Source organism: Pseudomonas fluorescens group sp. PF-1 (assembly GCF_054481335.1).
The window spans coordinates 1,633,706-1,654,711 of sequence record NZ_JBTMNG010000002.1; the positions used below are offsets into that span (position 1 = coordinate 1,633,706).

The following is a 21,006-nucleotide window of genomic DNA, read 5'->3' on the forward strand; positions in this document are numbered from 1 at the left end:
TGACCGCGCTGTTCGCTCTACCCTGTGGGAGCGAGCCAGCTCGCGATGGGGCTTAACATTCGACCAATCCGTTGTCTGTTATACCGCTATCGCGAGCAAGCTCGCTCCCACATTTGATTTGTGTGAATGAAGGATATGAGCCAGTCCAATAGTGATCTGCCAACCAGACTTCTCCTGAATCTCGCGCCCTGGCGCAACGCCAAAAACTGGCGCATCGCCTTCTCCGGCGGTCTTGACTCCACTGTCCTGCTGCACCTTCTCGCAACACTCGCAAAAACCGAATCCCTGCCGCCATTAAGTGCCATTCATGTTCATCATGGTCTTCAGGCTGTGGCTGAAGCCTGGCCGGACCATTGTCGGTCGTTGTGCGCGGCGCTGGGCGTACCGTTGCGGGTTGTCCGTGTGCAAGTGCAGCCCGGCGCCAGTCCTGAGCGTGCGGCCCGGGATGCCCGTTATGGCGCGTTCGTCGAGGTTACCGGGGGCAACGACGTTCTGTTGACCGGTCAGCATCGTGATGATCAGGCCGAAACCCTGCTTTTCCGTTTGTTGCGTGGGGCCGGGGTGCGAGGTCTGTCGGGAATGCCTCGCCAGCGTCGGCTGGGTAACGGCTATCTGTTGCGGCCCCTGCTGGAGGCGAGTCGCGCCGATCTGGAAGCCTATGCGGCCAAGCATCAATTGAGCTGGATCGAGGATCCTTCCAACCAGGATCGACATTTCTCGCGCAATTACCTGCGTCATCAAGTGTTCCCCGCATTGACCGCGCGGTGGCCGCAGGCCGCCGCGACCATGGCCCGCAGCGCTGCGCATCTGAGCGAAGCGCAGGGATTGCTCGACGACCTGGCACAAATGGATCTGCTCGACGCCAGCACGGACAGTCCTTTCGAGTGGCTCAAGTTGCCATCGCTGGAGTTGGCATCACTGCAGAAACTCTCCACCGCGCGTCAACGCAATGCGCTTGGCCATTGGCTCGAGTCGCTGACAGGACTACCGGATACCGACCATTGGTCGGGTTGGCAAGATTTACGCGATGCGGCGGGTGATGCCCGTCCGGTCTGGCGGTTGGCCGATGGCGAATTGCATCGGTCTGGCGGCCGCATCTGGTGGCTGACCGGCCACTGGTTGCGCGCTTGCCCCGCTGTCGGGGCATGGCTGGAGCCGGCGTCTCCTCTGGCCTTGCCCGAAAATGGAGTGCTGAAAATCACCGGTGCAATCCCGGAGGGGCCGCTGCATATCCGCTATCGTGAAGGCGGAGAAATGATGGATTTGCCAGGTCGGGGGCATCGCGATCTGAAGCGTTTGCTTAACGAATGCGCTGTACCATTGTTCGTGCGCGGCAGATTGCCGCTGCTGTTCAAAGGTCAGCAATTGCTGGCGGTGGCGAACCTGCCGGGGCTCGATGGCGCTGCGGCGGGAAGCTGGAATTTACATTGGCAGCCGCCTGACGAGGATCAAGGTTTGAGATGAAAGGGGCTTTCCGGTAGACTACGCTCCCTTCTTGATACAACTTCTGTGGATTCGCCTGAATTGCAGGAGTTGCCGATTACCAAGCAGTCTTTGCTGGGCGATTCCAAAAAATGTGTAGCGAGCAACGTACCGGTGTTTCATCTTCCGGTTTGTCCCAACGCGGCGGTTTTTTTGAAAGGTGCACTGTGATTAATGCAGGTGATCGGGGGCTTCGGCCTTCCTTCGCTTTCCCCGGCGGCTCGGACCGCTTTAACGCAGACTTCTAGGGTTTTTCATGACGCGCTACATATTCGTCACGGGCGGTGTTGTTTCTTCATTGGGGAAAGGCATTGCATCGGCATCATTGGCGGCCATCCTGGAGGCGCGGGGACTTAAGGTCACCATGCTGAAGCTGGACCCGTACATCAACGTCGACCCGGGCACCATGAGCCCGTTCCAGCACGGTGAGGTGTTCGTCACCCACGACGGCGCCGAGACCGACCTGGACCTGGGCCATTACGAGCGGTTCATTCGCACGACCATGACCCAGAACAACAACTTCACCACCGGCCGTGTCTACGAGCATGTGCTGCGCAAAGAGCGCCGTGGTGACTACCTGGGGGCGACCATCCAGGTCATCCCGCACATCACCGACGAAATCAAGCGCCGCATCATCAAGGGCGCCGGCGATGCCGACGTCGCGATGGTCGAGATTGGCGGCACCGTGGGTGACATCGAATCCCAACCGTTCCTCGAAGCCATCCGCCAGTTGCGTTTCGAAGTCGGCGCCAAGCGCGCGATGCTGATGCACCTGACGCTGGTGCCGTACATCGCCACTGCCGGCGAAACCAAAACCAAGCCAACCCAGCACTCGGTCAAGGAGCTGCGCTCCATCGGCCTGCAACCTGACGTGCTGGTTTGCCGTTCCGATCATCCGATCGATCTGTCTTCCCGTCGCAAGATCGCGCAATTCACCAACGTTGAAGAACGCGCGGTGATCGCGCTGGAAGACGCCGACACCATCTACAAGATCCCGGGCATTCTGCACTCCCAGGGTCTGGACGATTTCGTCGTCGAGCGTTTCGGCCTGCAATGCGGCGGCGCCGATCTGTCCGAGTGGGACGCCGTAGTCGACGCCAAGCTCAACCCGGAGCACGAAGTCACCATCGCCATGGTCGGCAAGTACATGGAGCTGCTGGACGCCTACAAGTCGCTGATCGAAGCGATGAGTCACGCCGGCATCAGCAACCGTACCAAGGTCAACCTGCGCTACATCGATTCCGAAGACATCGAAAACCAGGGCACCGCGTTGCTCGAAGGTGTCGACGCAATCCTGGTGCCTGGTGGTTTCGGCCTGCGTGGTGTGGAAGGCAAGATCACTGCTGTTCAATACGCTCGCGAAAACAAAGTGCCATACCTGGGTATCTGCCTGGGCATGCAGGTGGCCGTGATCGAGTTCGCTCGTAACGTCATGGGCTGGAAAGACGCCAACTCCACCGAATTCGATCGCGCCAGCGGTCACCCGGTCGTGGGCCTGATCACCGAGTGGGAAGATGCCACCGGTGCCGTCGAAATCCGTACCGAAGCGTCCGATCTGGGCGGCACCATGCGCCTCGGCGCGCAAGACTGCCTGCTGGAACCGGGTTCCCTGGTTCATGATTGCTACGGCAAGGACGTGATCGTCGAGCGTCACCGTCACCGCTATGAAGTGAACAACAACCTGCTGCCGCAAATCATCGAAGCCGGCCTGAAAATCTCCGGTCGTTCCGGTGATGGCGCGCTGGTCGAGGTGGTTGAAGCACCGGATCATCCATGGTTCGTCGCCTGCCAGTTCCACCCTGAGTTCACCTCGACACCTCGCGACGGTCACCCGTTGTTCAGTGGTTTCGTCAAGGCCGCCTTGGCTCAACACCAGAAGAAGGCTTGAACCTTATGGCGCAGAAGATCATCCGTGTAGGTGATATCGAGATTGCCAACGACAAGCCAATGGTGCTGTTCGGTGGCATGAACGTGCTGGAAAGCCGCGACATGGCGATGCAGGTCTGCGAAGAATACGTGAAGGTTACCGAGAAACTCGGTATCCCTTACGTGTTCAAGGCCAGTTTCGACAAGGCTAACCGCTCCTCCGTGACCTCTTACCGAGGCCCCGGCCTGGAAGAGGGCATGCGGATTTTCCAGGACATCAAGCAGGCCTTTGGCGTGCCGGTCATCACCGATGTCCATGAGCCGGATCAGGCCGCAGTCGTTGCTGAAGTCTGTGACATCATTCAACTGCCGGCCTTCCTGTCGCGCCAGACCGACCTGGTGGTCGCGATGGCCCGGACCGGTGCCGTGATCAACATCAAGAAAGCCCAATTCCTTGCGCCTCAGGAAATGAAACACATCCTGAACAAATGCGTGGAAGCGGGTAACGATCAGTTGATCCTCTGCGAGCGTGGTTCGAGTTTCGGCTACAACAACCTGGTCGTCGACATGCTTGGCTTCGGCATCATGAAGCAGTTCGAGTACCCGGTGTTCTTCGACGTGACCCACGCGCTGCAAATGCCGGGCGGTCGCTCCGATTCCGCCGGTGGTCGTCGCGCCCAGGTCACCGATCTGGCCAAGGCAGGCATGAGTCAGTCCCTGGCTGGCCTGTTCCTGGAAGCCCACCCGGACCCGGACAACGCCAAGTGCGACGGCCCTTGCGCCCTGCGTCTGGATAAACTGGAGCCATTCCTGGCCCAGCTCAAGGCGCTGGACGAATTGGTGAAGAGTTTTCCGACGGTAGAAACCGCGTAATCCTCAATTCTCCGGTAAAGTACCGCACGATTTAACGCTCAGGCCCTCGGGTCTGAGCTTTATCGTCTGCAAGTCTGCCCGCTGCACATCGCTTGCCGACGATCAAAGATTTCCTACAGCTGCGTCGTTTTCGTCAACTTTGGAGTGTTTACAACAATGGCTAAAATCGTCGACATCAAAGGTCGTGAAGTTCTCGACTCCCGTGGCAATCCCACCGTGGAAGCGGATGTGCTTCTCGACAACGGCATCATCGGCAGCGCCTGCGCGCCGTCCGGTGCTTCCACTGGCTCGCGTGAAGCGCTCGAGCTGCGTGATGGCGACAAGAGCCGTTACCTGGGCAAGGGCGTACTCAAGGCCGTTGCCAACATCAACGGTCCGATCCGTGACCTGTTGAAAGGCACTGACCCAAGCGACCAGAAAGCGCTGGATCTGGCGATGATCAAGCTCGACGGTACTGAAAACAAGGCAACCCTGGGCGCCAACGCGATCCTCGCCGTTTCCCTGGCCGCCGCCAAGGCAGCTGCACAGGACCAGGATCTGCCGCTGTACGCTCACATCGCCAACCTGAACGGCACGCCGGGTGTTTACTCGATGCCGGTTCCGATGATGAACATCATCAACGGTGGCGAGCACGCCGACAACAACGTCGACATCCAGGAATTCATGGTTCAGCCAGTAGGCGCCAAGACTTTCTCGGAAGGTCTGCGCATGGGCACCGAGATTTTCCATCACCTCAAAGCCGTGCTGAAAGCCCGTGGCCTGAGCACTGCGGTCGGTGACGAAGGTGGTTTCGCGCCTAACCTGGCTTCCAACGAAGACGCTTTGAAAGTGATCTCCGAAGCCGTGGCCAATGCCGGTTACAAGCTGGGCACCGACGTGACCCTGGCCCTGGACTGCGCGGCCAGCGAATTCTACGAAGACGGTAAATACAACCTGTCCGGCGAAGGCCAGGTCTTCACCGCTGAAGGTTTCGCTGATTACCTCAAAGGTCTGACCGAGCGTTACCCAATCATCTCCATCGAAGACGGCCTGGACGAGTCCGACTGGGCTGGTTGGAAAATCCTCACCGACAAGATCGGCGAGAAGACCCAACTGGTAGGCGACGACCTGTTCGTGACCAACACCAAGATCCTGAAAGAAGGCATCGACAAGAAGATCGCCAACTCGATCCTGATCAAGTTCAACCAGATCGGCACCCTGACCGAAACCCTGGAAGCCATCCAGATGGCCAAGGCCGCTGGTTACACCGCGGTGATCTCGCACCGTTCCGGCGAAACTGAAGATTCGACCATTGCCGACCTGGCTGTGGGCACCTCGGCTGGCCAGATCAAGACCGGCTCCCTGTGCCGTTCCGATCGCGTTTCCAAGTACAACCAACTGCTGCGTATCGAAGAGCAGTTGAACGGCAAAGCCAAGTACAACGGTCGCAGCGAATTCCGCGGCTAATCAGTACATGGTAAAAAAGACACCGGATTGTGTCGGAAAAATCGCTACGGCGATGTTTTTACCACTAATCTGATGCCTTATAAGCACAAGCCTGGTTCATCCAGGCTTCGTGCTATCAGTAGCTTCATGTTTTGGTATGGCTGTCTTTTTTCACTGGATACCTGATATTCGATGCGCAGTCCCAATTGGTTGTTCCTCGTCTTGCTCCTGCTGCTGGCTGGCCTGCAGTACCGCCTGTGGGTGGGTAATGGCAGCCTGGCGCAAGTGGCCGAACTGACTCAGCAGATCGCGGATCAGCACGCTGAGAACGAGTCTTTGCTGGAGCGCAATCGGGTGATGGACGCTGAAGTCAGCGAGTTGAAAAAGGGCATGGAGACCGTTGAAGAGCGGGCTCGCCATGAGCTGGGCATGGTCAAGGACGGTGAAACCCTTTACCAGTTGGCACAATGAATTTGCCTCTACCGGCCTTCTGGGCCGTGATTCCTGCCGCGGGCGTCGGTGCCCGTATGGCCGCGGACCGTCCCAAGCAATACTTGCAATTGGGCGGGCGCACTATTCTCGAACACAGCCTTGGCTGTTTCCTTGATCATCCTTCCCTTAAGGGGTTGGTGGTCAGTCTTGCGGTTGACGATCCTTATTGGCCGAACCTGGCGTGTGCTTCCGATCGGCGCATTCAACGCGTTGATGGCGGTGCCGAACGTTCCGGATCGGTACTCAATGCGCTGTTGCATTTGCATGCGTTGGGTGCGGATGACGAGGATTGGGTGTTGGTGCACGATGCCGCACGGCCCAATCTGAGTCGCGATGATCTGGACAAGTTGCTGGGCGATCTGGCGGATGATCCGGTGGGTGGACTGCTGGCGGTGCCGGCACGGGATACCTTGAAGCGGGTCGACAAGGAGGGTCGCGTGCTTGAAACCGTGGATCGCAGCGTGATCTGGCAAGCCTATACGCCGCAAATGTTCCGTCTTGGCGCATTGCATCGCGCGCTGGCGGACAGCCTGGTGGCCGACGCCGTCATCACCGACGAAGCTTCGGCCATGGAGTGGGCGGGGATGGCGCCGCGCCTGATCGAAGGGCGCGCCGATAACCTCAAGGTCACGCGCCCCGAAGATCTGGAATGGTTGCGTCAGCGCTGGGCTAACCGAGGCTAGACGATCCCTAACCCCGGTATTCGGGTCTTTCCGCCAATCCTTCCTTCAGATAATCGACGAGTTTGCGCACCTTGGGCGACAGATGCCGTTGCTGTGGATAAAGCGCCCAGACGGCCGTATTCGGTGGCTGATGCGCCTCCAATAGCGAAATCAACGCACCGCTTTTCAAGTGCTCCAGCACGTAATAATCCGGCAGCTGGCATAACCCTACGCCCTGTAGCGCCGCATCCAGCACCGCTTGCCCACTGTTGCAACGCCAGTTTCCCTGGACCCTCTGGGAAAATTCCCGCCCGTTCTGTTCCAGTTGCCAGAGATCAGAGCTACCGATCAGGCAATTGTGACGGCTTAACTCCGACAAACTGTGGGGGCGACCATAACGCTCCAGATAGGAAGGTGACGCGCAAAGAAACATGCGTCGTGGTGCGAGGCGGGTGGCGACCAGTCGCGAGTCCTGCAGGCGACCCAGGCGGATGGCCAGGTCCAGGCCTTCATGCACCAGATCGAGTTGGCGATTGCTCAGTTCGATGTCGATCCGCAGTTGCGGATAGAGCCCCATGAATCGCGTCACCAGCGGCACGATAAAGCGCTCCCCGTATGCCACGGCGCAGGTCATGCGCAGCATGCCCTTGGGTTCGCTGGTCAAGTCGCCGACCGCGCGCAACGCCTCTTCTCGACCATCCTGCAATCGCTGGCAATGTTGCAAAAAGGTCTGCCCGGCTTCAGTCAGCGTCACCCGGCGAGTGCTGCGGTAGAGCAAGCGGGTTTGCAGGCGCTCCTCCAGGCGTACGATTTGTCGACTGACGTGGGAGGAAGAAACCCCCAGGCGTTCGGCGGCGGCAGTGAACTGACTGCATTCGGCGACTGCGACAAATTCGTCGATGCCTTCCCAGCGATTGTCAGACATCGTGGATTATCCCTGTGCAGCAATAATGTTTTGCTTTTGTCCGGATTATTCACCGTAAGGCGCTGTAATACACTCCCTGTCTCGTTTTTATTCACTGGAGTTTCACCATGATCAAGTCGCGCGCCGCCGTTGCCTTCGAGGCCAAGAAACCGCTGGAGATCGTTGAAGTCGATGTCGCCATGCCCAAGGCCGGTGAAGTGCTGCTGCGTGTGGTGGCGTCCGGTGTTTGCCATACCGATGCCTACACCCTGTCCGGTGCCGACCCGGAAGGTATCTTTCCGTCGATCCTCGGTCATGAAGGTGGTGCGATTGTCGAGGCGATCGGCGAAGGCGTGACCTCCGTTGCCGTCGGTGACCATGTGATCCCGCTGTACACCCCGGAATGCCGTCAGTGCAAATTCTGTCTGTCGGGCAAAACCAATCTCTGCCAGGCGATTCGCGCGACCCAAGGCAAAGGCCTGATGCCGGATGGCACTTCGCGTTTTTCCTACAAGGGCGAAACGATTTTCCACTACATGGGCACTTCGACCTTCTCCGAGTACACCGTGCTGCCGGAAATTTCCGTCGCCAAAATCGCTAAAGAAGCGCCACTGGAAAAAGTCTGCCTGCTGGGTTGCGGTGTCACCACCGGCATCGGCGCGGTCCTCAACACTGCCAAGGTGAAACCCGGTGACACCGTGGCCATTTTCGGCCTCGGCGGTATCGGTCTTTCTGCCGTCATCGGCGCCGTCAAAGCCAAGGCGGCTCGTATCATCGCCATCGACATCAACCCGGCCAAATTCGAGATCGCCAAACAGCTGGGTGCAACCGACTGCGTGAACCCGAAAGACTTCGACCGTCCGATCCAGGAAGTCATCGTCGACATGACCGATGGTGGCGTCGACTTTTCCTTCGAATGCATCGGCAATGTCCAATTGATGCGTGCCGCACTGGAGTGCTGCCACAAGGGTTGGGGCGAGTCGGTGATCATCGGTGTCGCCGGTGCCGGTCAGGAAATCTCCACCCGTCCGTTCCAGCTGGTCACCGGTCGCGTCTGGCGCGGTTCGGCGTTCGGTGGCGTACGCGGTCGTACCGAATTGCCAAGCTACGTGGAAATGGCTGAAACCGGCGAAATCCCGTTGGACACTTTCATCACCCACACCATGGGTCTGGAAGATATCAACAAGGCTTTCGACCTGATGCATGAAGGAAAAAGCATCCGCTCCGTCATCCATTTCTAAGAAGCGGCAGCAAGCTGCAAGAGAGCGCGCCTCGACTTGCAGCTACAAGCTTGCGGCTTGCTGCCGGGAGGATTCCCATGAGTTTGGAAAATATTTCCTGCCAGAAAAGCTTCGGCGGCTGGCACAAACGCTACCGGCATCGTTCCGAGGTGCTCGGCTGCGACATGGTGTTCGCCGTATACCTGCCACCACAAGCGGAGCTGGGCGGCAAGCTGCCCGTGCTTTATTGGTTATCCGGCCTGACCTGCACCGACGAAAACTTCATGCAGAAGGCCGGCGCCATGCGCATGGCGGCCGAGCTGGGGTTGATCATCGTCGCGCCGGACACCAGCCCTCGTGGTCCGGACGTACCGGGTGATCCGGATGGTGCCTGGGACTTCGGTCTCGGCGCCGGGTTTTATCTGAATGCCACGCAGGAACCATGGTCGCGCCACTATCGGATGCATGACTATGTCGTGCAGGAATTGCCGGCTTTGGTCGAAGCCCATTTCCCGGCGTCCGACAAGCGCGGCATCAGCGGTCACTCCATGGGTGGCCATGGCGCGCTGGTCTGTGCCTTGCGCAATCCGGGGTGTTATCTGTCGGTGTCGGCTTTTTCGCCGATCAACAATCCGATGGACTGCCCTTGGGGCCAGAAGGCTTTTTCTCGATACCTCGGGGAAGATCGCTCGAAATGGCGCGAGTGGGATGCCTGCGCATTGATTGCCGAGGCCGACGAGAAGCTGCCGCTGCTGGTAGACCAAGGAGATCGCGATGATTTTCTGGCCACCCAGCTCAAGCCGGAAGCCTTGCAGCAGGCGACCAAACTGGCGGGTCATCCGCTGACCTTGCGTCTGCAACCCGGCTATGACCACAGCTATTTCTTCATCGCCAGTTTCATCGATGATCACTTGCGGCATCACGCGCATGCTCTAGGTGCCTAATGCAGGTAGAATCACGCCCTGACAAAATTCGGGGCGTTTTTTTATGCGTATTGGCCACGGCTATGATGTGCACCGTTTCGCTGAAGGCGATTTCATCACTCTGGGCGGCGTGCGTATTGCACATGGCTTCGGGCTGCTCGCTCACTCCGACGGTGACGTCCTGCTGCACGCCTTGAGCGATGCCTTGCTCGGCGCGGCTGCGCTGGGCGACATCGGCAAGCACTTCCCGGACACTGACCCGCAATTCAAGGGCGCCGACAGCCGTGGGCTGTTGCGTCATGTCGTCGCATTGATCCACGCCAAGGGCTGGAAAGTCGGCAACGTCGATAACACCATTGTCGCCCAAGCGCCAAAAATGGCCCCGCATATCGAATCGATGCGCGCACTGATTGCCGCGGATCTTCAAGTTGAGTTGGATCAAGTGAACGTTAAAGCTACCACTACCGAAAAGCTTGGCTTTGTCGGTCGCGAAGAAGGCATTGCGGTGCACTCCGTTGCCTTGTTGCTGCGCGCATGAACGAACTGCAATTGCTCGGCCCGCGGGCCTATGGTGAAGCCCTTGGCACTGCAGTCCTGAAAGCCATCGCGGAAGATTTTCAGGTCGACGAAGTCCTTGATATTCCGCTGAGCGGTGACGGTGAACACCTGTGGATCTGGGTGGAAAAGCGCGGTCTGAACACTGAAGAAGCGGCGCGGCGAATCGCCAAGGCAGCCGGCGTTTCATTGCGCACTGTCAGTTATGCCGGGCTCAAGGATCGCCAGGCGCTGACCCGCCAGTGGTTCAGCGTTCAACTGCCGGGCAAGGCCGATCCGGATCTGTCGGCGGCAGAAAACGACACGCTGAAAATCCTCAAGACCAGTCGGCACAAGCGCAAGCTGCAACGCGGTGCCCACTCGGCCAATGGCTTTACTTTGCGCCTGACGCAGTTCGCCGGCGACAAGGCGGCCGTTGAAGAGCGTCTACAGTTGATCGCCAAACAAGGCATCCCCAACTATTTCGGCGCCCAGCGTTTCGGGCACGACGGCGGTAATGTGGTCGATGCCCGCGCCTGGGCTGCGCGCAAGGCGTTGCCGGAGCAGCGCAACATTCGTTCGCGCCTGCTCTCCACAGCCCGTAGCTTTCTGTTCAACCAGGTGTTGGCAGCCCGTGTTGCCGATGGCACCTGGCAGCGCGCCCAAGTGGGTGATTTGCTGGCATTCACCGATAGCCGCAGCTTCTTTCCGGCCGGTGAGGCCGAGTGCAGCGACCCTCGTCTGGCGATTCTCGATCTGCATCCGACCGGCCCGCAGTGGGGTGAAGGTGACTCGCCGGCCACGGGCGCTGTCCATGAATTGGAGCAGGCAATCGCCGCACGCGAAGCCGACCTTCGCGATTGGTTGATTAACGCCGGAATGAGCCACGAACGTCGCATCCTGCGACTGCCCATAGCCGGGTTGACGTGGCATTATCCCGAGCCTGACATTCTGCAACTGGAATTCGTCCTGCCGGCCGGATGCTTCGCCACTGTATTGGTGCGCGAACTTGTTGATCTGGTGCCGGTGGGGCAGACGGACAGCCCATGCGTATTCTGATTTCTAACGACGATGGGGTAGCCGCACCCGGTCTCGCCGCGCTTTATGCTGCGCTGGCGGATTACACCGAATGCGTGGTTATCGCCCCGGACCAGGACAAAAGCGGCGCCAGCAGCTCGCTGACGCTCGACCGTCCGTTGCACCCACAGACGCTGGCCAATGGCTTTATCAGCGTTAACGGCACACCGACCGATTGTGTGCACTTGGGCCTGAACGGCTTGCTGGAACGTGAAGCGGACATGGTGGTTTCCGGGATCAATCTGGGCGCCAACCTGGGGGACGATGTCCTGTATTCCGGAACCGTGGCGGCGGCGCTCGAAGGGCGTTTCCTGGCGCGTCCTTCATTCGCCTTTTCGTTGGTTTCACGACAAGTCGAGAACCTTCCTACAGCGGCGTACTTTGCGCGCAAACTGGTCGAAGCCCACGCTGAGCTCGATCTTCCTCCGCGTACGGTATTGAACGTGAATATTCCGAATTTGCCGCTGGATCACATACGTGGCATCCAGTTGACCCGTCTGGGCCATCGCGCTCGCGCGGCGGCACCGATGCAGGTGGTCGATCCGCGAGGCAAGGCCGGGTACTGGATCGCGGCTGCCGGAGATGCCGAGGACGGTGGCCCGGGCACTGATTTCCATGCGGTCATGCAGGGCTATGTGTCCATCACTCCGCTGCAACTGGATCGCACCTTCAATGACGCCTTCAGAAGTCTCGATGGCTGGCTGGAGGGGCTGCGCTGATGTCTCGTGAGCACGACGATATGCTGCGGCGCGGCATCGGGATGACTTCGCAACGGACCCGTGAACGGCTTATCCAGCGTTTGTATGAGGAGGGGTTGTCGAACGCCAGGGTGCTGGAAGTCATCCGCCGTACACCGCGTCACCTGTTTGTCGACGAAGCGCTGGCGCACCGTGCTTATGAAGACACGGCGCTGCCGATTGGACATAACCAGACCATTTCCCAGCCTTATATGGTGGCGCGCATGAGCGAGCTGCTGCTGGAAGCAGGTCCGTTGGACAAGGTGCTGGAAATCGGCACGGGGTCGGGTTATCAGACGGCCGTTTTGTCGCAACTGGTCGAGCGAGTGTTTTCCGTCGAGCGCATCAAGGTGCTGCAGGACCGGGCCAAGGAGCGCCTGGTCGAATTGAACCTGCGCAATGTGGTGTTTCGCTGGGGCGATGGCTGGGAGGGCTGGCCGGCGCTGGCGCCCTACAACGGTATTATCGTGACCGCCGTGGCGACCGATGTGCCTCAGGCACTGCTCGATCAGCTGGCGCCGGGAGGGCGTCTGGTGATCCCGGTCGGGTCGGGCGAGGTTCAACAATTGATGCTGATCATCAGGGAAGAACAGGGCTTTTCCAGACGTGTTCTGGGATCGGTTCGCTTCGTTCCGTTGCTCAACGGACCACTGGCCTGATCATTTGTTTCAGGGTTCTGAATTCTCTTCGATTGCCTTTGTCTTACAGCGGCGTCGATTGGTTAAACGGGTTGTTTTGTCCAGCAGCAAACGTGTGCGCGAAGCCATTTCGCTTCATTAAAGGTAAAGCGTGCACGGCCCGTTATACTTGCGACATTTCATGCCGGACCACGGCAAATCATATTTTCAGCCACCACAAAGGGAGCGGCGGGTGAGTCTCACAGTCATTGCGCAGCGTATGGGTACAACGAGCTTTCAGCGCCTGGTGACTGGCCTTGTCTTGAGCACCTTGCTGGTCGGTTGTTCCAGCAACAAATCCAGCGATGTACGCGTGGTCGATCGCAACAATGCCGTCGCCCAGCGTCCGGCGGTAACGACGGGGCAGTATGTCGTCCGCCCCAAGGACACGCTGTTTTCCATTGCCTTTCGTTACGGCTGGGACTACAAGGCCCTGGCGGCACGCAACAACATTGCTGAGCCCTATACGATCCATCCGGGTCAGACGATTCGCTTCGACGGGCGTAGCGATTCAACGTCGACGACGGTCAGCTCGTCGAATTCAACGCCTTCGTCCTCGAGTAAAACCACGGTTATCCGTCGTCCGGTAAACGGTTCGACCAGCACTGCGACAGCGGTTGTACCGTCCGTCGCCAACAAGCCAGCACCCGCTCCGATGCCTCCAGCCGGTCCGGCCCCGACCGGCTGGGGATGGCCATCTAATGGCATTTTAATTGGAAAATTCTCTTCAAACGGTAGTTTGAATAAAGGAATTGATATCGCCGGGGATTTGGGACAGCCTGTTTTAGCTGCGTCTGATGGGACGGTGGTATACGCCGGGAGTGGCTTAAGGGGCTACGGCGAATTAGTGATCATCAAACACAGCGAAACCTACGTCAGTGCCTACGGACATAACCGCAGGCTGTTGGTTCGGGAGGGGCAGCAGGTCAAGGTCGGACAGACAATTGCCGAAATGGGGTCAACGGGTACGGACCGGGTGAAACTGCATTTTGAGATTCGCCGTCAAGGTAAACCTGTAGATCCGCTGCAATTCCTGCCACGTCGTTGATCGCTTACCAGCCTGTTCCATCGTAGAGGGGACAGGCTCCAGCGTTGCCAAGGATAAAGGCGCCGCTTGAGCTTGAGGTCGAACTCACCAAAGGACTATAACAATGGCTCTCAGTAAAGAAGTGCCGGAGTTTGACATCGACGATGAGGTTCTCCTGATGGAGACCGGCATTGGTGCGGATTCGATGTCGAATGATGAAGGGGCGGCTCCACCTTCCGTTCGTGCCAAATCCAAACACTCCGCTTCGCTAAAGCAACACAAGTACATTGACTACACGCGGGCGCTCGATGCCACGCAGCTGTACCTCAATGAAATCGGTTTTTCCCCGCTGTTGTCCCCTGAAGAAGAAGTGCATTTTGCGCGCCTGTCGCAAAGTGGTGATCCGGCCGGGCGCAAACGCATGATTGAAAGTAACTTGCGACTGGTGGTGAAAATCGCCCGACGTTACGTCAATCGTGGTCTGTCGCTGCTTGATCTGATCGAAGAGGGCAACCTGGGGTTGATCCGGGCGGTGGAGAAGTTTGATCCTGAACGTGGCTTCCGCTTTTCGACCTACGCGACCTGGTGGATTCGTCAAACCATCGAACGCGCGATCATGAATCAGACCCGGACCATCCGGTTGCCGATCCATGTGGTCAAAGAGCTCAACGTGTACCTGCGGGCCGCACGGGAGCTGACGCAAAAACTCGACCATGAACCTTCACCTGAAGAAATCGCCAACCTGCTGGAAAAACCGGTAGGCGAGGTCAAGCGCATGCTTGGCCTGAACGAGCGAGTTTCCTCAGTCGACGTCTCGCTGGGTCCGGATTCGGATAAAACCCTGCTGGATACCCTTACCGATGATCGCCCAACCGATCCATGCGAGTTGTTGCAGGACGACGACCTGTCCCAGAGCATTGATCAATGGCTTTCCGAGTTGACCGACAAGCAACGCGAAGTGGTAGTCCGTCGCTTCGGCCTGCGAGGTCATGAGAGCAGCACCCTTGAAGACGTAGGCCTGGAAATTGGCCTGACCCGGGAACGGGTCAGACAAATTCAGGTTGAAGGCCTGAAGCGTCTTCGGGAGATCCTGGAGAAAAATGGCTTGTCTAGCGAGTCGCTGTTTCAGTAACAGCCTTGTGTAGCAGCTAAAAAAAAGCCCCGACTGGTTCGTAATGCTGTTCACTTAAGCATTTGAGTCCAAACCGGGCTTCATCGAAAATCCGATGCCAGACCTCTGGCATCGGATTTTTTATGTCTGTTCAACAGGACCTGCTCGACCTCGGCGACCTTTTCAACTTCTGCGACCTGAGCACTTTTACTCAAAACATTCCCCTTGAATGGATAGCGTCTGCACTGGATTTGTCGAGTCAGGCGACCATTCGCCGGCGTCGTCTGCCCGCTGATCAAGTGCTTTGGTTGGTCTTGGGGATGGCGCTATTTCGAGATGAGCCCGTTCACGAAGTGGCCAGACGCCTGAATATCTGCGCCCAAGGTCTGGCTTCTGACCACTTGTTGGCCCGCAGCGGTGTGACCGAGGCGCGAAAGCGGCTCGGTGCCGATCCTGTTGAGTGGCTGTTTCGCAAGACCGGTACTCAATGGGGGGCAGAGCGCTACGACGATGATGCCTGGCACGACCTGCAGGTATTCGCGGTGGACGGTGCACTTTTACGCACCCCGGATACGCCCGAGCTTCGGGACCACTTCGGGTCGGGAAATACTCCGAGTGAGCGCCAGACACCGTTTCCCATGCTGCGTCTGGTGGCGCTGATGAATGTGCGTTCGCATGTGATCCTGGATGCGCAATTGAGCCCTTACCGACGCAGTGAAATGCGCTTGGCCGACGAGTTTTTGCAGCAGATTCCCGACCACTCGGTGACGCTGTTCGACAAAGGGTTCTGGGGCGCCGAGCTGCTGTCGAGTCTGAGCAGCGCGGGTAGCAACCGTCACTGGTTGATCCCGGCAAAAAAAGGACTGGTCTGCGAAGAAGTGACCCGCTACAGCCAGCATGATCGTTTGGTGCGCATGAAAGTCTCGCCGCAGGCCAGAAAGCGAAATCCGGCCCTTCCATCGCACTGGGAGGTACGTGAAGTCAGCTATGAAATTCAAGGCAAGGTGAAGACCGTCATGACGTCCTTGCCGGTTGACACCTACAACGCCAAAGCCGTGGCCAAGCTTTATCAGGAACGCTGGGAGATCGAGCTGGGCTTCAGGGACATCAAGAGTTCGATGCAACAGAACGCCATGACCTTGCGCAGCAAAAAAGTCGAGCTGATTTATCTGGAGGTGTGGGGACTTTTGCTGGCTTACAACGTAATTCGTCGGGAAGCCAGTCAGGCAGCGGTGGCGTTTGGCCGAGCGCCCTCGGACATCCGTTTCAAACCGGCTTGTCAGTACATCGCGGTGCAATTGATTGTGATGGCAGCGGCCAACCCGATTTCAGCCATAGGGAGACGCTTGGCAGAGTTAAGGGCAGGTATTGGAGGATTGTTTCTGGATCACCGTCCAAGGCCTTCGAGGCCAAGGACGGTGAAGATCTCAAAAACCCGATTTCCAGTAGACCGTAAGGCTGCTCCACTTAAGTGAACAGCATTACGACTGGTTCGGGGCTTTTTGTTGCCATGGAAAAACAATCTAAGCGCAGGGTGCTCATCTGGTTCGTAGTCTCGCGTTGTAAGTCTTCGCTTACTCTTTCGTAAGTGTTCGTTATTTTTACAGGGTGATAGTTGCTCAGAATTTCAGGCGAGAAGTTTATCTAACTGAAAAATAAGTAAATTTTTATACATTTACGGCGTGTGACAAGCGGTTGGGGAGCCAGGCCCCGATTGCTCTTGCCACGGAACGCTCTAGTATTCGGGTTGTGTCGACGGACAGACACACCCTTCAAGGACGAAGGGAAGGGACATCGCAGGAAGCGATTCATCAGGACGATGAAAAGGAACAAAGGGAATAGGGAAAAAATGCGGGCGGGTCAAACCGCCCCTTTTTTTGCCCATGAAAAAGCAAAAAGGCCCGCAAGGGGCCTTTTCGTGAGCGCGGGTAAAATCAGCGTTCGAGATCTTTGATCTTGCCTTTGACACCATCCCACTCTTCGGCATCGGGCAACGATTCTTTCTTTTCGGTGATGTTGGGCCAGATTTCAGCCAGCTCAACGTTGAGCTGAATGAACTCCTGCATCTCCTCCGGGACTTCATCTTCGGAGAAGATGGCCACGGCAGGGCATTCTGGTTCGCACAGTGCGCAGTCGATGCACTCATCCGGGTGAATCACCAGGAAATTCGGGCCTTCGTAAAAGCAGTCCACCGGACACACTTCTACGCAGTCGGTGTACTTGCACTTGATGCAGTTGTCGGTGACGACGAAGGTCATTTCTAATTTTCTCCTCAGGCGCGGCTTGCTGCGCCCCTTCACGTGGGGGTCGCAAGGTTCGGGAGCGATAGTCTGCAGGCCAGGCTATAGCCAGCAGCATCCCAAACCGCGCGAGATTCTAACAGCTTGCAAGCCTATGCGTTAGATCCGTGTCTTCAGTGTATAGAGCATTTCGAGTGCACGACGTGGTGTCATGTCGTCCAGGTCGAGTTTGGCGAGTTCATCCAGCACGGGATGTGGCAGGCTGGCGAACATATCGCTTTGCTGTGGCGCGGCCGGTTTGCCTTTGACTGGCTTGGGCGCCTCGTGAGGCAGGGCGGTATCTTCCAGTCGGCTTAAATGTTCGCGGGCACGCACAATCACTTCGCTTGGGACGCCGGCCAGCTGCGCAACAGCCAGGCCGTAGCTTTGGCTGGCAGGCCCTGGCAGAACGTGGTGCAGGAACACGATGCGCTCGTTGTGCTCGGTGGCATTGAGGTGCACGTTGGCCACCAGCGGTTGGGCTTCCGGCAGGACCGTCAACTCAAAGTAGTGGGTGGCGAACAGCGTGTAAGCCCGCAAATGCGCCAGGCGCTCCGCTGCCGCCCACGCCAGGGACAGACCGTCGAATGTACTGGTGCCGCGTCCGACTTCGTCCATCAGCACCAGGCTGCGCTCGGTGGCGTTGTGCAGGATGTTGGCGGTTTCGCTCATTTCGACCATGAAGGTCGAGCGCCCGCCGGCCAGGTCATCACTGGAGCCGATCCGGGTGAAGATCCGGTCGACCAGGGACAGCTCGCAACTGGCCGCCGGTACGAAGCTGCCGATGTGTGCCAACAGCACGATCAGCGCGGTTTGCCGCATGTAGGTGGATTTACCGCCCATGTTCGGACCGGTAATCACCAGCATCCGCGTGCTGTCGTCCAGGTTCAGGTCGTTGGCGACGAACGGGGTGGTCAGGACTTGTTCGACTACCGGGTGACGGCCCTGCGTGATGCGCATGCACGGCTCGCTGACGAAGCGTGGGCAGTTCAGGTCGAGGTTCAGCGCACGCTCGGCCAGGTTGCTCAGAACGTCTAGCTCGGCTAGCGCCGCAGCGGTGTCCTGCAGCGGTGGCAACTGTGCGATCAAATCTTCCAGTAGCGCTTCGTAGAGCATTTTTTCCCGGGCAAGGGCACGGCTCTTGGCCGACAGCGCCTTGTCTTCGAAGGCCTTCAGTTCTGGTGTGATGAAGCGTTCGGCGCCTTTGAGCGTCTGGCGGCGGATGTAGTCAGCCGGTGCTGATTCGGCCTGCTTGCTTGGCAGTTCGATGAAGTAACCGTGAATGCGGTTGTAGCCAACCTTCAGGTGCGAGAGGCCGGTGCGGGCTTTTTCTCGGGCTTCGAGGTCAATCAGGAACTGCCCGGCGTTTTCGCTGAGCGATTGCAGTTCGTCGAGTTCACTGTCGTAACCGGTCTTCAACACGCCGCCGTCACGGATCACCGCCGGTGGATTGTCGATGATGGCTTTATCCAGCAGCGCCGCCAGTTCGGGGTAGGTGCTGGTGGTCCTGGCCAGTTGAATAATGTGCGGGGCTTCGAGCTCAGTCATCGCCACTTGCAGTGCCGGCAGTGCACCGAGGGCGTCACGCAGGCGTGCGAGATCGCGGGGGCGAGCATTGCGCAGGCCGATTCGCGCGAGAATTCGTTCGATGTCACCGATTTCCTTGAGCTGCGGTTGCAGCTTCTCGAATCGGTAGCCATCGAGCAGGCAGGTGATCGATGTCTGGCGAGCCAGCAATACGGTCAGATCGCGCAGAGGACGGTTCAGCCAGCGGGTCAGAAGACGACTGCCCATGGCCGTCTGGCAACGGTCGACCACCGACTGCAGTGTGTTGTCACGGCCGCCGGCCAGGTTGGTATCCAGCTCCAGGTTGCGGCGGCTCGCGCCGTCGAGTACGACAGTGTCGTCCAGGCGTTCATGACGCAAGCTGCGCAAGTGAGGCAATGCGGTGCGTTGGGTTTCTTTCGCGTAAGCCAGCAGGCAACCGGCGGCGCCAATGGCCAGGGTCAGGTTTTCGCAACCAAAGCCTTTCAGGTCTTGGGTAGCGAATTGCTGGCAAAGACTTTTCAGTGCCGAATCGCGCTCGAAATCCCACGGTGCGCGGCGACGCACCCCACGGCGTTTTTCCGCCGGCAGGTCTTTCGGCCAGTCATCCGGGATCAGAAGCTCCACCGGATTGACCCGTTCGAGTTCCGCCAGCAGGTTTTCCCAACCTTTGATTTCCAGCACGCTGAAGTTGCCGCTGGTGATGTCCAGCACCGCCAAGCCGAACAGACGCTCGTCACCCAATACAGCGGCGATCAGGTTGTCCCGGCGCTCGTCCAGCAACGCCTCATCGCTCACTGTCCCCGGCGTGATGATCCGCACCACTTGGCGATCCACCGGCCCTTTGCTGGTCGCCGGGTCGCCAACCTGTTCACAGATCACCACCGACTCGCCAAGCTTCACCAGTTTCGCCAAATAGCCTTCGGCCGCGTGGTAAGGAATACCGCACATCGGAATCGCTTGCCCGGCCGACTGCCCACGGGCAGTGAGGGTGATGTCCAGCAACTTGGCGGCCTTCTTCGCGTCTTCGTAGAAGATCTCGTAGAAGTCGCCCATGCGGTAGAACATCAACTGATCAGGGTGCTGGTTCTTCAGGCGCCAGTACTGCTGCATCATTGGGGTGTGGCTGGAAACGTCGATATTCAAAGGATTCGGCTCAGTCTGTCTATTTGACACGGGGCAATTGTCTAATACTACAGGGATTTTTTCGGCATTGTAGGCGGCTCAGCGATGTCCGTTTCTCGCAAGCGCAGATAGCGGGCCGTCATCTTGGCGTCGGTGTGGCCGCCGAGCTTTTGGGCGTTGTTGCCCTGCTTGTCGGTGTCGGTCAGAGACTTCGCCCTGAGGTCGTGCAGCGTTGCACCGACGACCCCGGCAGCCTCGCAGTTGCGCTTGAAGGCATCCTTCACCGAGCTGTAGTGAACCGGCTTCCCGCCTCGCGGCGAGCAGAACAACGTCAGTCCACGGATCGTTCGTGGCAGCGCCTTGATGCGCGCGACCAGGGCTTCGAGATCCGGACTCATGCGAACGATGAGTCGGGCGCCGGTCTTCTGCTGCTTGAACGCAATACCTTCCTCACTGATATCTGAAAGGTGGATGGACAGCACGTCGCTGATCCGCTGGCCCGTCAGGTAGCACATCTCATAGATGACCCGCATGTTCGGGCTCGCCTTCTCGCAGATCCTTGCGAACTCAGCGTCGGATACGTACCGATCGCGCCTGTTCTCCGTATGCCGCCGGATCCCTGTGCAAGGGTTTGAGTCCACCAACTGGCTCTCCAAGGCGTATACGAAAACCATCCTCAGAAAAGAAATCACCCTGTTCGACATGTTTGGCGTGCTGGCCATGTGCATTTTCAGCGCGGCTACGTGGCGGGGCAGCACCTCGCGCGGCTCGAAGTCGGCGAACGCCTCCTTGAGCCTGACCGCGGCTGCTTCGTATTGCTTGACGGTATTGGCGGAAAGCTTCGGCGCCATGGCAGCCAGGGCATCGTCGATTAACTTGCCCATGCCGCCCTGATTGCCTTTGTCGATCGCTTTGGCGTAGGCGACCAGAGAGTCCTGGAAGTCCGTGCCCAAGCGCAGCCACTTTCCTTTTCGCACCAGGTAGTAAGCCCCGTGCTTCTGGTACATGCACGCCGGCAGGTGCCGGTCTTTCTTGCGAGGGCGCATT

The 21,006-nt window shown here is 58.4% G+C and carries 19 protein-coding genes; 15 read left to right on the forward strand and 4 right to left on the reverse strand.

Translation table 11 applies throughout. The annotated features are described in order from the left end of the window. The first annotated feature begins 135 nt into the window (after nucleotides 1–135). The 6 genes from tilS to ispD all read left to right on the forward strand — a co-directional run bounded on the left by tilS (nucleotide 136) and on the right by ispD (nucleotide 6,821). The gene (gene tilS, locus ACX3YD_RS22060; protein WP_458960982.1) at nucleotides 136–1,464 is read left to right on the forward strand and encodes a tRNA lysidine(34) synthetase TilS; all 1,329 of its coding nucleotides are present in this window, start codon (nucleotides 136–138) and stop codon (nucleotides 1,462–1,464) included. Nucleotides 1,465–1,738: 274 nt separating this feature from the next. Beyond that, a complete protein-coding gene (locus ACX3YD_RS22065; RefSeq protein WP_047526333.1) occupies nucleotides 1,739–3,370 on the forward strand; it encodes a CTP synthase in 1,632 nt (543 codons plus the stop codon). Nucleotides 3,371–3,375: 5 nt separating this feature from the next. Further along, complete coding sequence (gene kdsA / locus ACX3YD_RS22070; RefSeq protein WP_103403603.1) at nucleotides 3,376–4,221, forward strand: 3-deoxy-8-phosphooctulonate synthase; 846 nt, start codon at nucleotides 3,376–3,378, stop codon at nucleotides 4,219–4,221. A 156-nt stretch (nucleotides 4,222–4,377) separates the two neighbouring features. Next, entirely contained in the window at nucleotides 4,378–5,667 is a 1,290-nt protein-coding gene (gene eno, locus ACX3YD_RS22075; protein WP_090316970.1) for a phosphopyruvate hydratase, read from the forward strand. Between the two features lie 171 nt (nucleotides 5,668–5,838). Further along, on the forward strand, nucleotides 5,839–6,117 hold the full coding sequence (gene ftsB / locus ACX3YD_RS22080) for a cell division protein FtsB (protein ID WP_047526337.1): 279 nt from the start codon (nucleotides 5,839–5,841) through the stop codon (nucleotides 6,115–6,117). Then, nucleotides 6,114–6,821 (forward strand): 2-C-methyl-D-erythritol 4-phosphate cytidylyltransferase, encoded by a 708-nt coding sequence (gene ispD, locus ACX3YD_RS22085; protein ID WP_458960983.1) that lies wholly within the window; start codon nucleotides 6,114–6,116, stop codon nucleotides 6,819–6,821. The genes ftsB and ispD overlap by 4 nt, the downstream gene beginning before the upstream one ends. A 7-nt stretch (nucleotides 6,822–6,828) precedes the next feature. On the opposite strand, the gene ACX3YD_RS22090 is transcribed toward ispD, so the two are convergent. Continuing rightward, nucleotides 6,829–7,725 (reverse strand): LysR family transcriptional regulator, encoded by an 897-nt coding sequence (locus tag ACX3YD_RS22090; protein ID WP_103403601.1) that lies wholly within the window; start codon nucleotides 7,723–7,725, stop codon nucleotides 6,829–6,831. 107 nt (nucleotides 7,726–7,832) lie between these two features. Here ACX3YD_RS22090 and ACX3YD_RS22095 point away from each other — a divergent pair, with 107 nt between their 5' ends. The 9 genes from ACX3YD_RS22095 to ACX3YD_RS22135 all read left to right on the forward strand — a co-directional run bounded on the left by ACX3YD_RS22095 (nucleotide 7,833) and on the right by ACX3YD_RS22135 (nucleotide 16,485). Beyond that, on the forward strand, nucleotides 7,833–8,945 hold the full coding sequence (locus tag ACX3YD_RS22095) for an S-(hydroxymethyl)glutathione dehydrogenase/class III alcohol dehydrogenase (RefSeq protein ID WP_015093777.1): 1,113 nt from the start codon (nucleotides 7,833–7,835) through the stop codon (nucleotides 8,943–8,945). A gap of 71 nt (nucleotides 8,946–9,016) precedes the next feature. Then, the gene (gene fghA, locus ACX3YD_RS22100; protein ID WP_458962073.1) at nucleotides 9,017–9,868 is read left to right on the forward strand and encodes an S-formylglutathione hydrolase; all 852 of its coding nucleotides are present in this window, start codon (nucleotides 9,017–9,019) and stop codon (nucleotides 9,866–9,868) included. Between the two features lie 43 nt (nucleotides 9,869–9,911). After that, the gene (ispF, locus tag ACX3YD_RS22105) at nucleotides 9,912–10,385 is read left to right on the forward strand and encodes a 2-C-methyl-D-erythritol 2,4-cyclodiphosphate synthase (RefSeq protein ID WP_090316982.1); all 474 of its coding nucleotides are present in this window, start codon (nucleotides 9,912–9,914) and stop codon (nucleotides 10,383–10,385) included. Beyond that, nucleotides 10,382–11,440 (forward strand): tRNA pseudouridine(13) synthase TruD, encoded by a 1,059-nt coding sequence (truD, locus tag ACX3YD_RS22110; protein ID WP_458960984.1) that lies wholly within the window; start codon nucleotides 10,382–10,384, stop codon nucleotides 11,438–11,440. The genes ispF and truD overlap by 4 nt, the downstream gene beginning before the upstream one ends. Then, nucleotides 11,428–12,177, forward strand: coding sequence for a 5'/3'-nucleotidase SurE (gene surE, locus ACX3YD_RS22115; RefSeq protein WP_047526347.1), 750 nt, complete (start codon nucleotides 11,428–11,430; stop codon nucleotides 12,175–12,177). Before truD ends, surE begins: the two co-directional genes overlap by 13 nt. A 41-nt stretch (nucleotides 12,178–12,218) precedes the next feature. Then, nucleotides 12,219–12,854, forward strand: a complete 636-nt coding sequence (locus tag ACX3YD_RS22120; protein ID WP_177329343.1) for a protein-L-isoaspartate(D-aspartate) O-methyltransferase — start codon at nucleotides 12,219–12,221, stop codon at nucleotides 12,852–12,854. A gap of 211 nt (nucleotides 12,855–13,065) precedes the next feature. Beyond that, a complete protein-coding gene (locus ACX3YD_RS22125) occupies nucleotides 13,066–13,920 on the forward strand; it encodes a peptidoglycan DD-metalloendopeptidase family protein (protein ID WP_103403598.1) in 855 nt (284 codons plus the stop codon). Between the two features lie 103 nt (nucleotides 13,921–14,023). Beyond that, a complete protein-coding gene (gene rpoS, locus ACX3YD_RS22130) occupies nucleotides 14,024–15,031 on the forward strand; it encodes an RNA polymerase sigma factor RpoS (RefSeq protein WP_130209716.1) in 1,008 nt (335 codons plus the stop codon). A 122-nt stretch (nucleotides 15,032–15,153) separates the two neighbouring features. Next, nucleotides 15,154–16,485 carry an IS4 family transposase gene (locus ACX3YD_RS22135; RefSeq protein ID WP_458960985.1) on the forward strand — a complete coding sequence of 444 codons (1,332 nt, stop codon included), beginning with the start codon at nucleotides 15,154–15,156 and terminating at the stop codon, nucleotides 16,483–16,485. A gap of 459 nt (nucleotides 16,486–16,944) precedes the next feature. On the opposite strand, the gene fdxA is transcribed toward ACX3YD_RS22135, so the two are convergent. From fdxA to ACX3YD_RS22150, 3 genes are all read right to left on the reverse strand, one after another. Continuing rightward, nucleotides 16,945–17,268 carry a ferredoxin FdxA gene (fdxA, locus tag ACX3YD_RS22140; protein ID WP_007908827.1) on the reverse strand — a complete coding sequence of 108 codons (324 nt, stop codon included), beginning with the start codon at nucleotides 17,266–17,268 and terminating at the stop codon, nucleotides 16,945–16,947. Between the two features lie 141 nt (nucleotides 17,269–17,409). Then, on the reverse strand, nucleotides 17,410–19,950 hold the full coding sequence (mutS, locus tag ACX3YD_RS22145) for a DNA mismatch repair protein MutS (RefSeq protein ID WP_458962074.1): 2,541 nt from the start codon (nucleotides 19,948–19,950) through the stop codon (nucleotides 17,410–17,412). A 77-nt stretch (nucleotides 19,951–20,027) separates the two neighbouring features. After that, on the reverse strand, nucleotides 20,028–21,005 hold the full coding sequence (locus ACX3YD_RS22150; protein ID WP_458960986.1) for a tyrosine-type recombinase/integrase: 978 nt from the start codon (nucleotides 21,003–21,005) through the stop codon (nucleotides 20,028–20,030). Between the last annotated feature and the right edge of the window lies 1 nt (nucleotide 21,006).

Excerpts from the sequence above, each read along its gene's own strand:
- ispF (WP_090316982.1), top strand. The coding sequence starts at position 9,912 with ATGCGTATTGGCCACGGCTATGATGTGCACCGTTTCGCTGAAGGCGAT.
- rpoS (WP_130209716.1), top strand. The coding sequence starts at position 14,024 with ATGGCTCTCAGTAAAGAAGTGCCGGAGTTTGACATCGACGATGAGGTT.
- ACX3YD_RS22120 (WP_177329343.1), top strand. The coding sequence starts at position 12,219 with ATGACTTCGCAACGGACCCGTGAACGGCTTATCCAGCGTTTGTATGAG.
- mutS (WP_458962074.1), bottom strand. The coding sequence starts at position 19,950 with ATGATGCAGCAGTACTGGCGCCTGAAGAACCAGCACCCTGATCAGTTG.
- truD (WP_458960984.1), top strand. The coding sequence starts at position 10,382 with ATGAACGAACTGCAATTGCTCGGCCCGCGGGCCTATGGTGAAGCCCTT.
- ACX3YD_RS22090 (WP_103403601.1), bottom strand. The coding sequence starts at position 7,725 with ATGTCTGACAATCGCTGGGAAGGCATCGACGAATTTGTCGCAGTCGCC.
- tilS (WP_458960982.1), top strand. The coding sequence starts at position 136 with ATGAGCCAGTCCAATAGTGATCTGCCAACCAGACTTCTCCTGAATCTC.
- ispD (WP_458960983.1), top strand. The coding sequence starts at position 6,114 with ATGAATTTGCCTCTACCGGCCTTCTGGGCCGTGATTCCTGCCGCGGGC.
- eno (WP_090316970.1), top strand. The coding sequence starts at position 4,378 with ATGGCTAAAATCGTCGACATCAAAGGTCGTGAAGTTCTCGACTCCCGT.
- surE (WP_047526347.1), top strand. The coding sequence starts at position 11,428 with ATGCGTATTCTGATTTCTAACGACGATGGGGTAGCCGCACCCGGTCTC.
- ACX3YD_RS22150 (WP_458960986.1), bottom strand. The coding sequence starts at position 21,005 with ATGCGCCCTCGCAAGAAAGACCGGCACCTGCCGGCGTGCATGTACCAG.
- ftsB (WP_047526337.1), top strand. The coding sequence starts at position 5,839 with ATGCGCAGTCCCAATTGGTTGTTCCTCGTCTTGCTCCTGCTGCTGGCT.
- ACX3YD_RS22135 (WP_458960985.1), top strand. The coding sequence starts at position 15,154 with ATGTCTGTTCAACAGGACCTGCTCGACCTCGGCGACCTTTTCAACTTC.
- ACX3YD_RS22065 (WP_047526333.1), top strand. The coding sequence starts at position 1,739 with ATGACGCGCTACATATTCGTCACGGGCGGTGTTGTTTCTTCATTGGGG.
- fdxA (WP_007908827.1), bottom strand. The coding sequence starts at position 17,268 with ATGACCTTCGTCGTCACCGACAACTGCATCAAGTGCAAGTACACCGAC.
- kdsA (WP_103403603.1), top strand. The coding sequence starts at position 3,376 with ATGGCGCAGAAGATCATCCGTGTAGGTGATATCGAGATTGCCAACGAC.
- ACX3YD_RS22095 (WP_015093777.1), top strand. The coding sequence starts at position 7,833 with ATGATCAAGTCGCGCGCCGCCGTTGCCTTCGAGGCCAAGAAACCGCTG.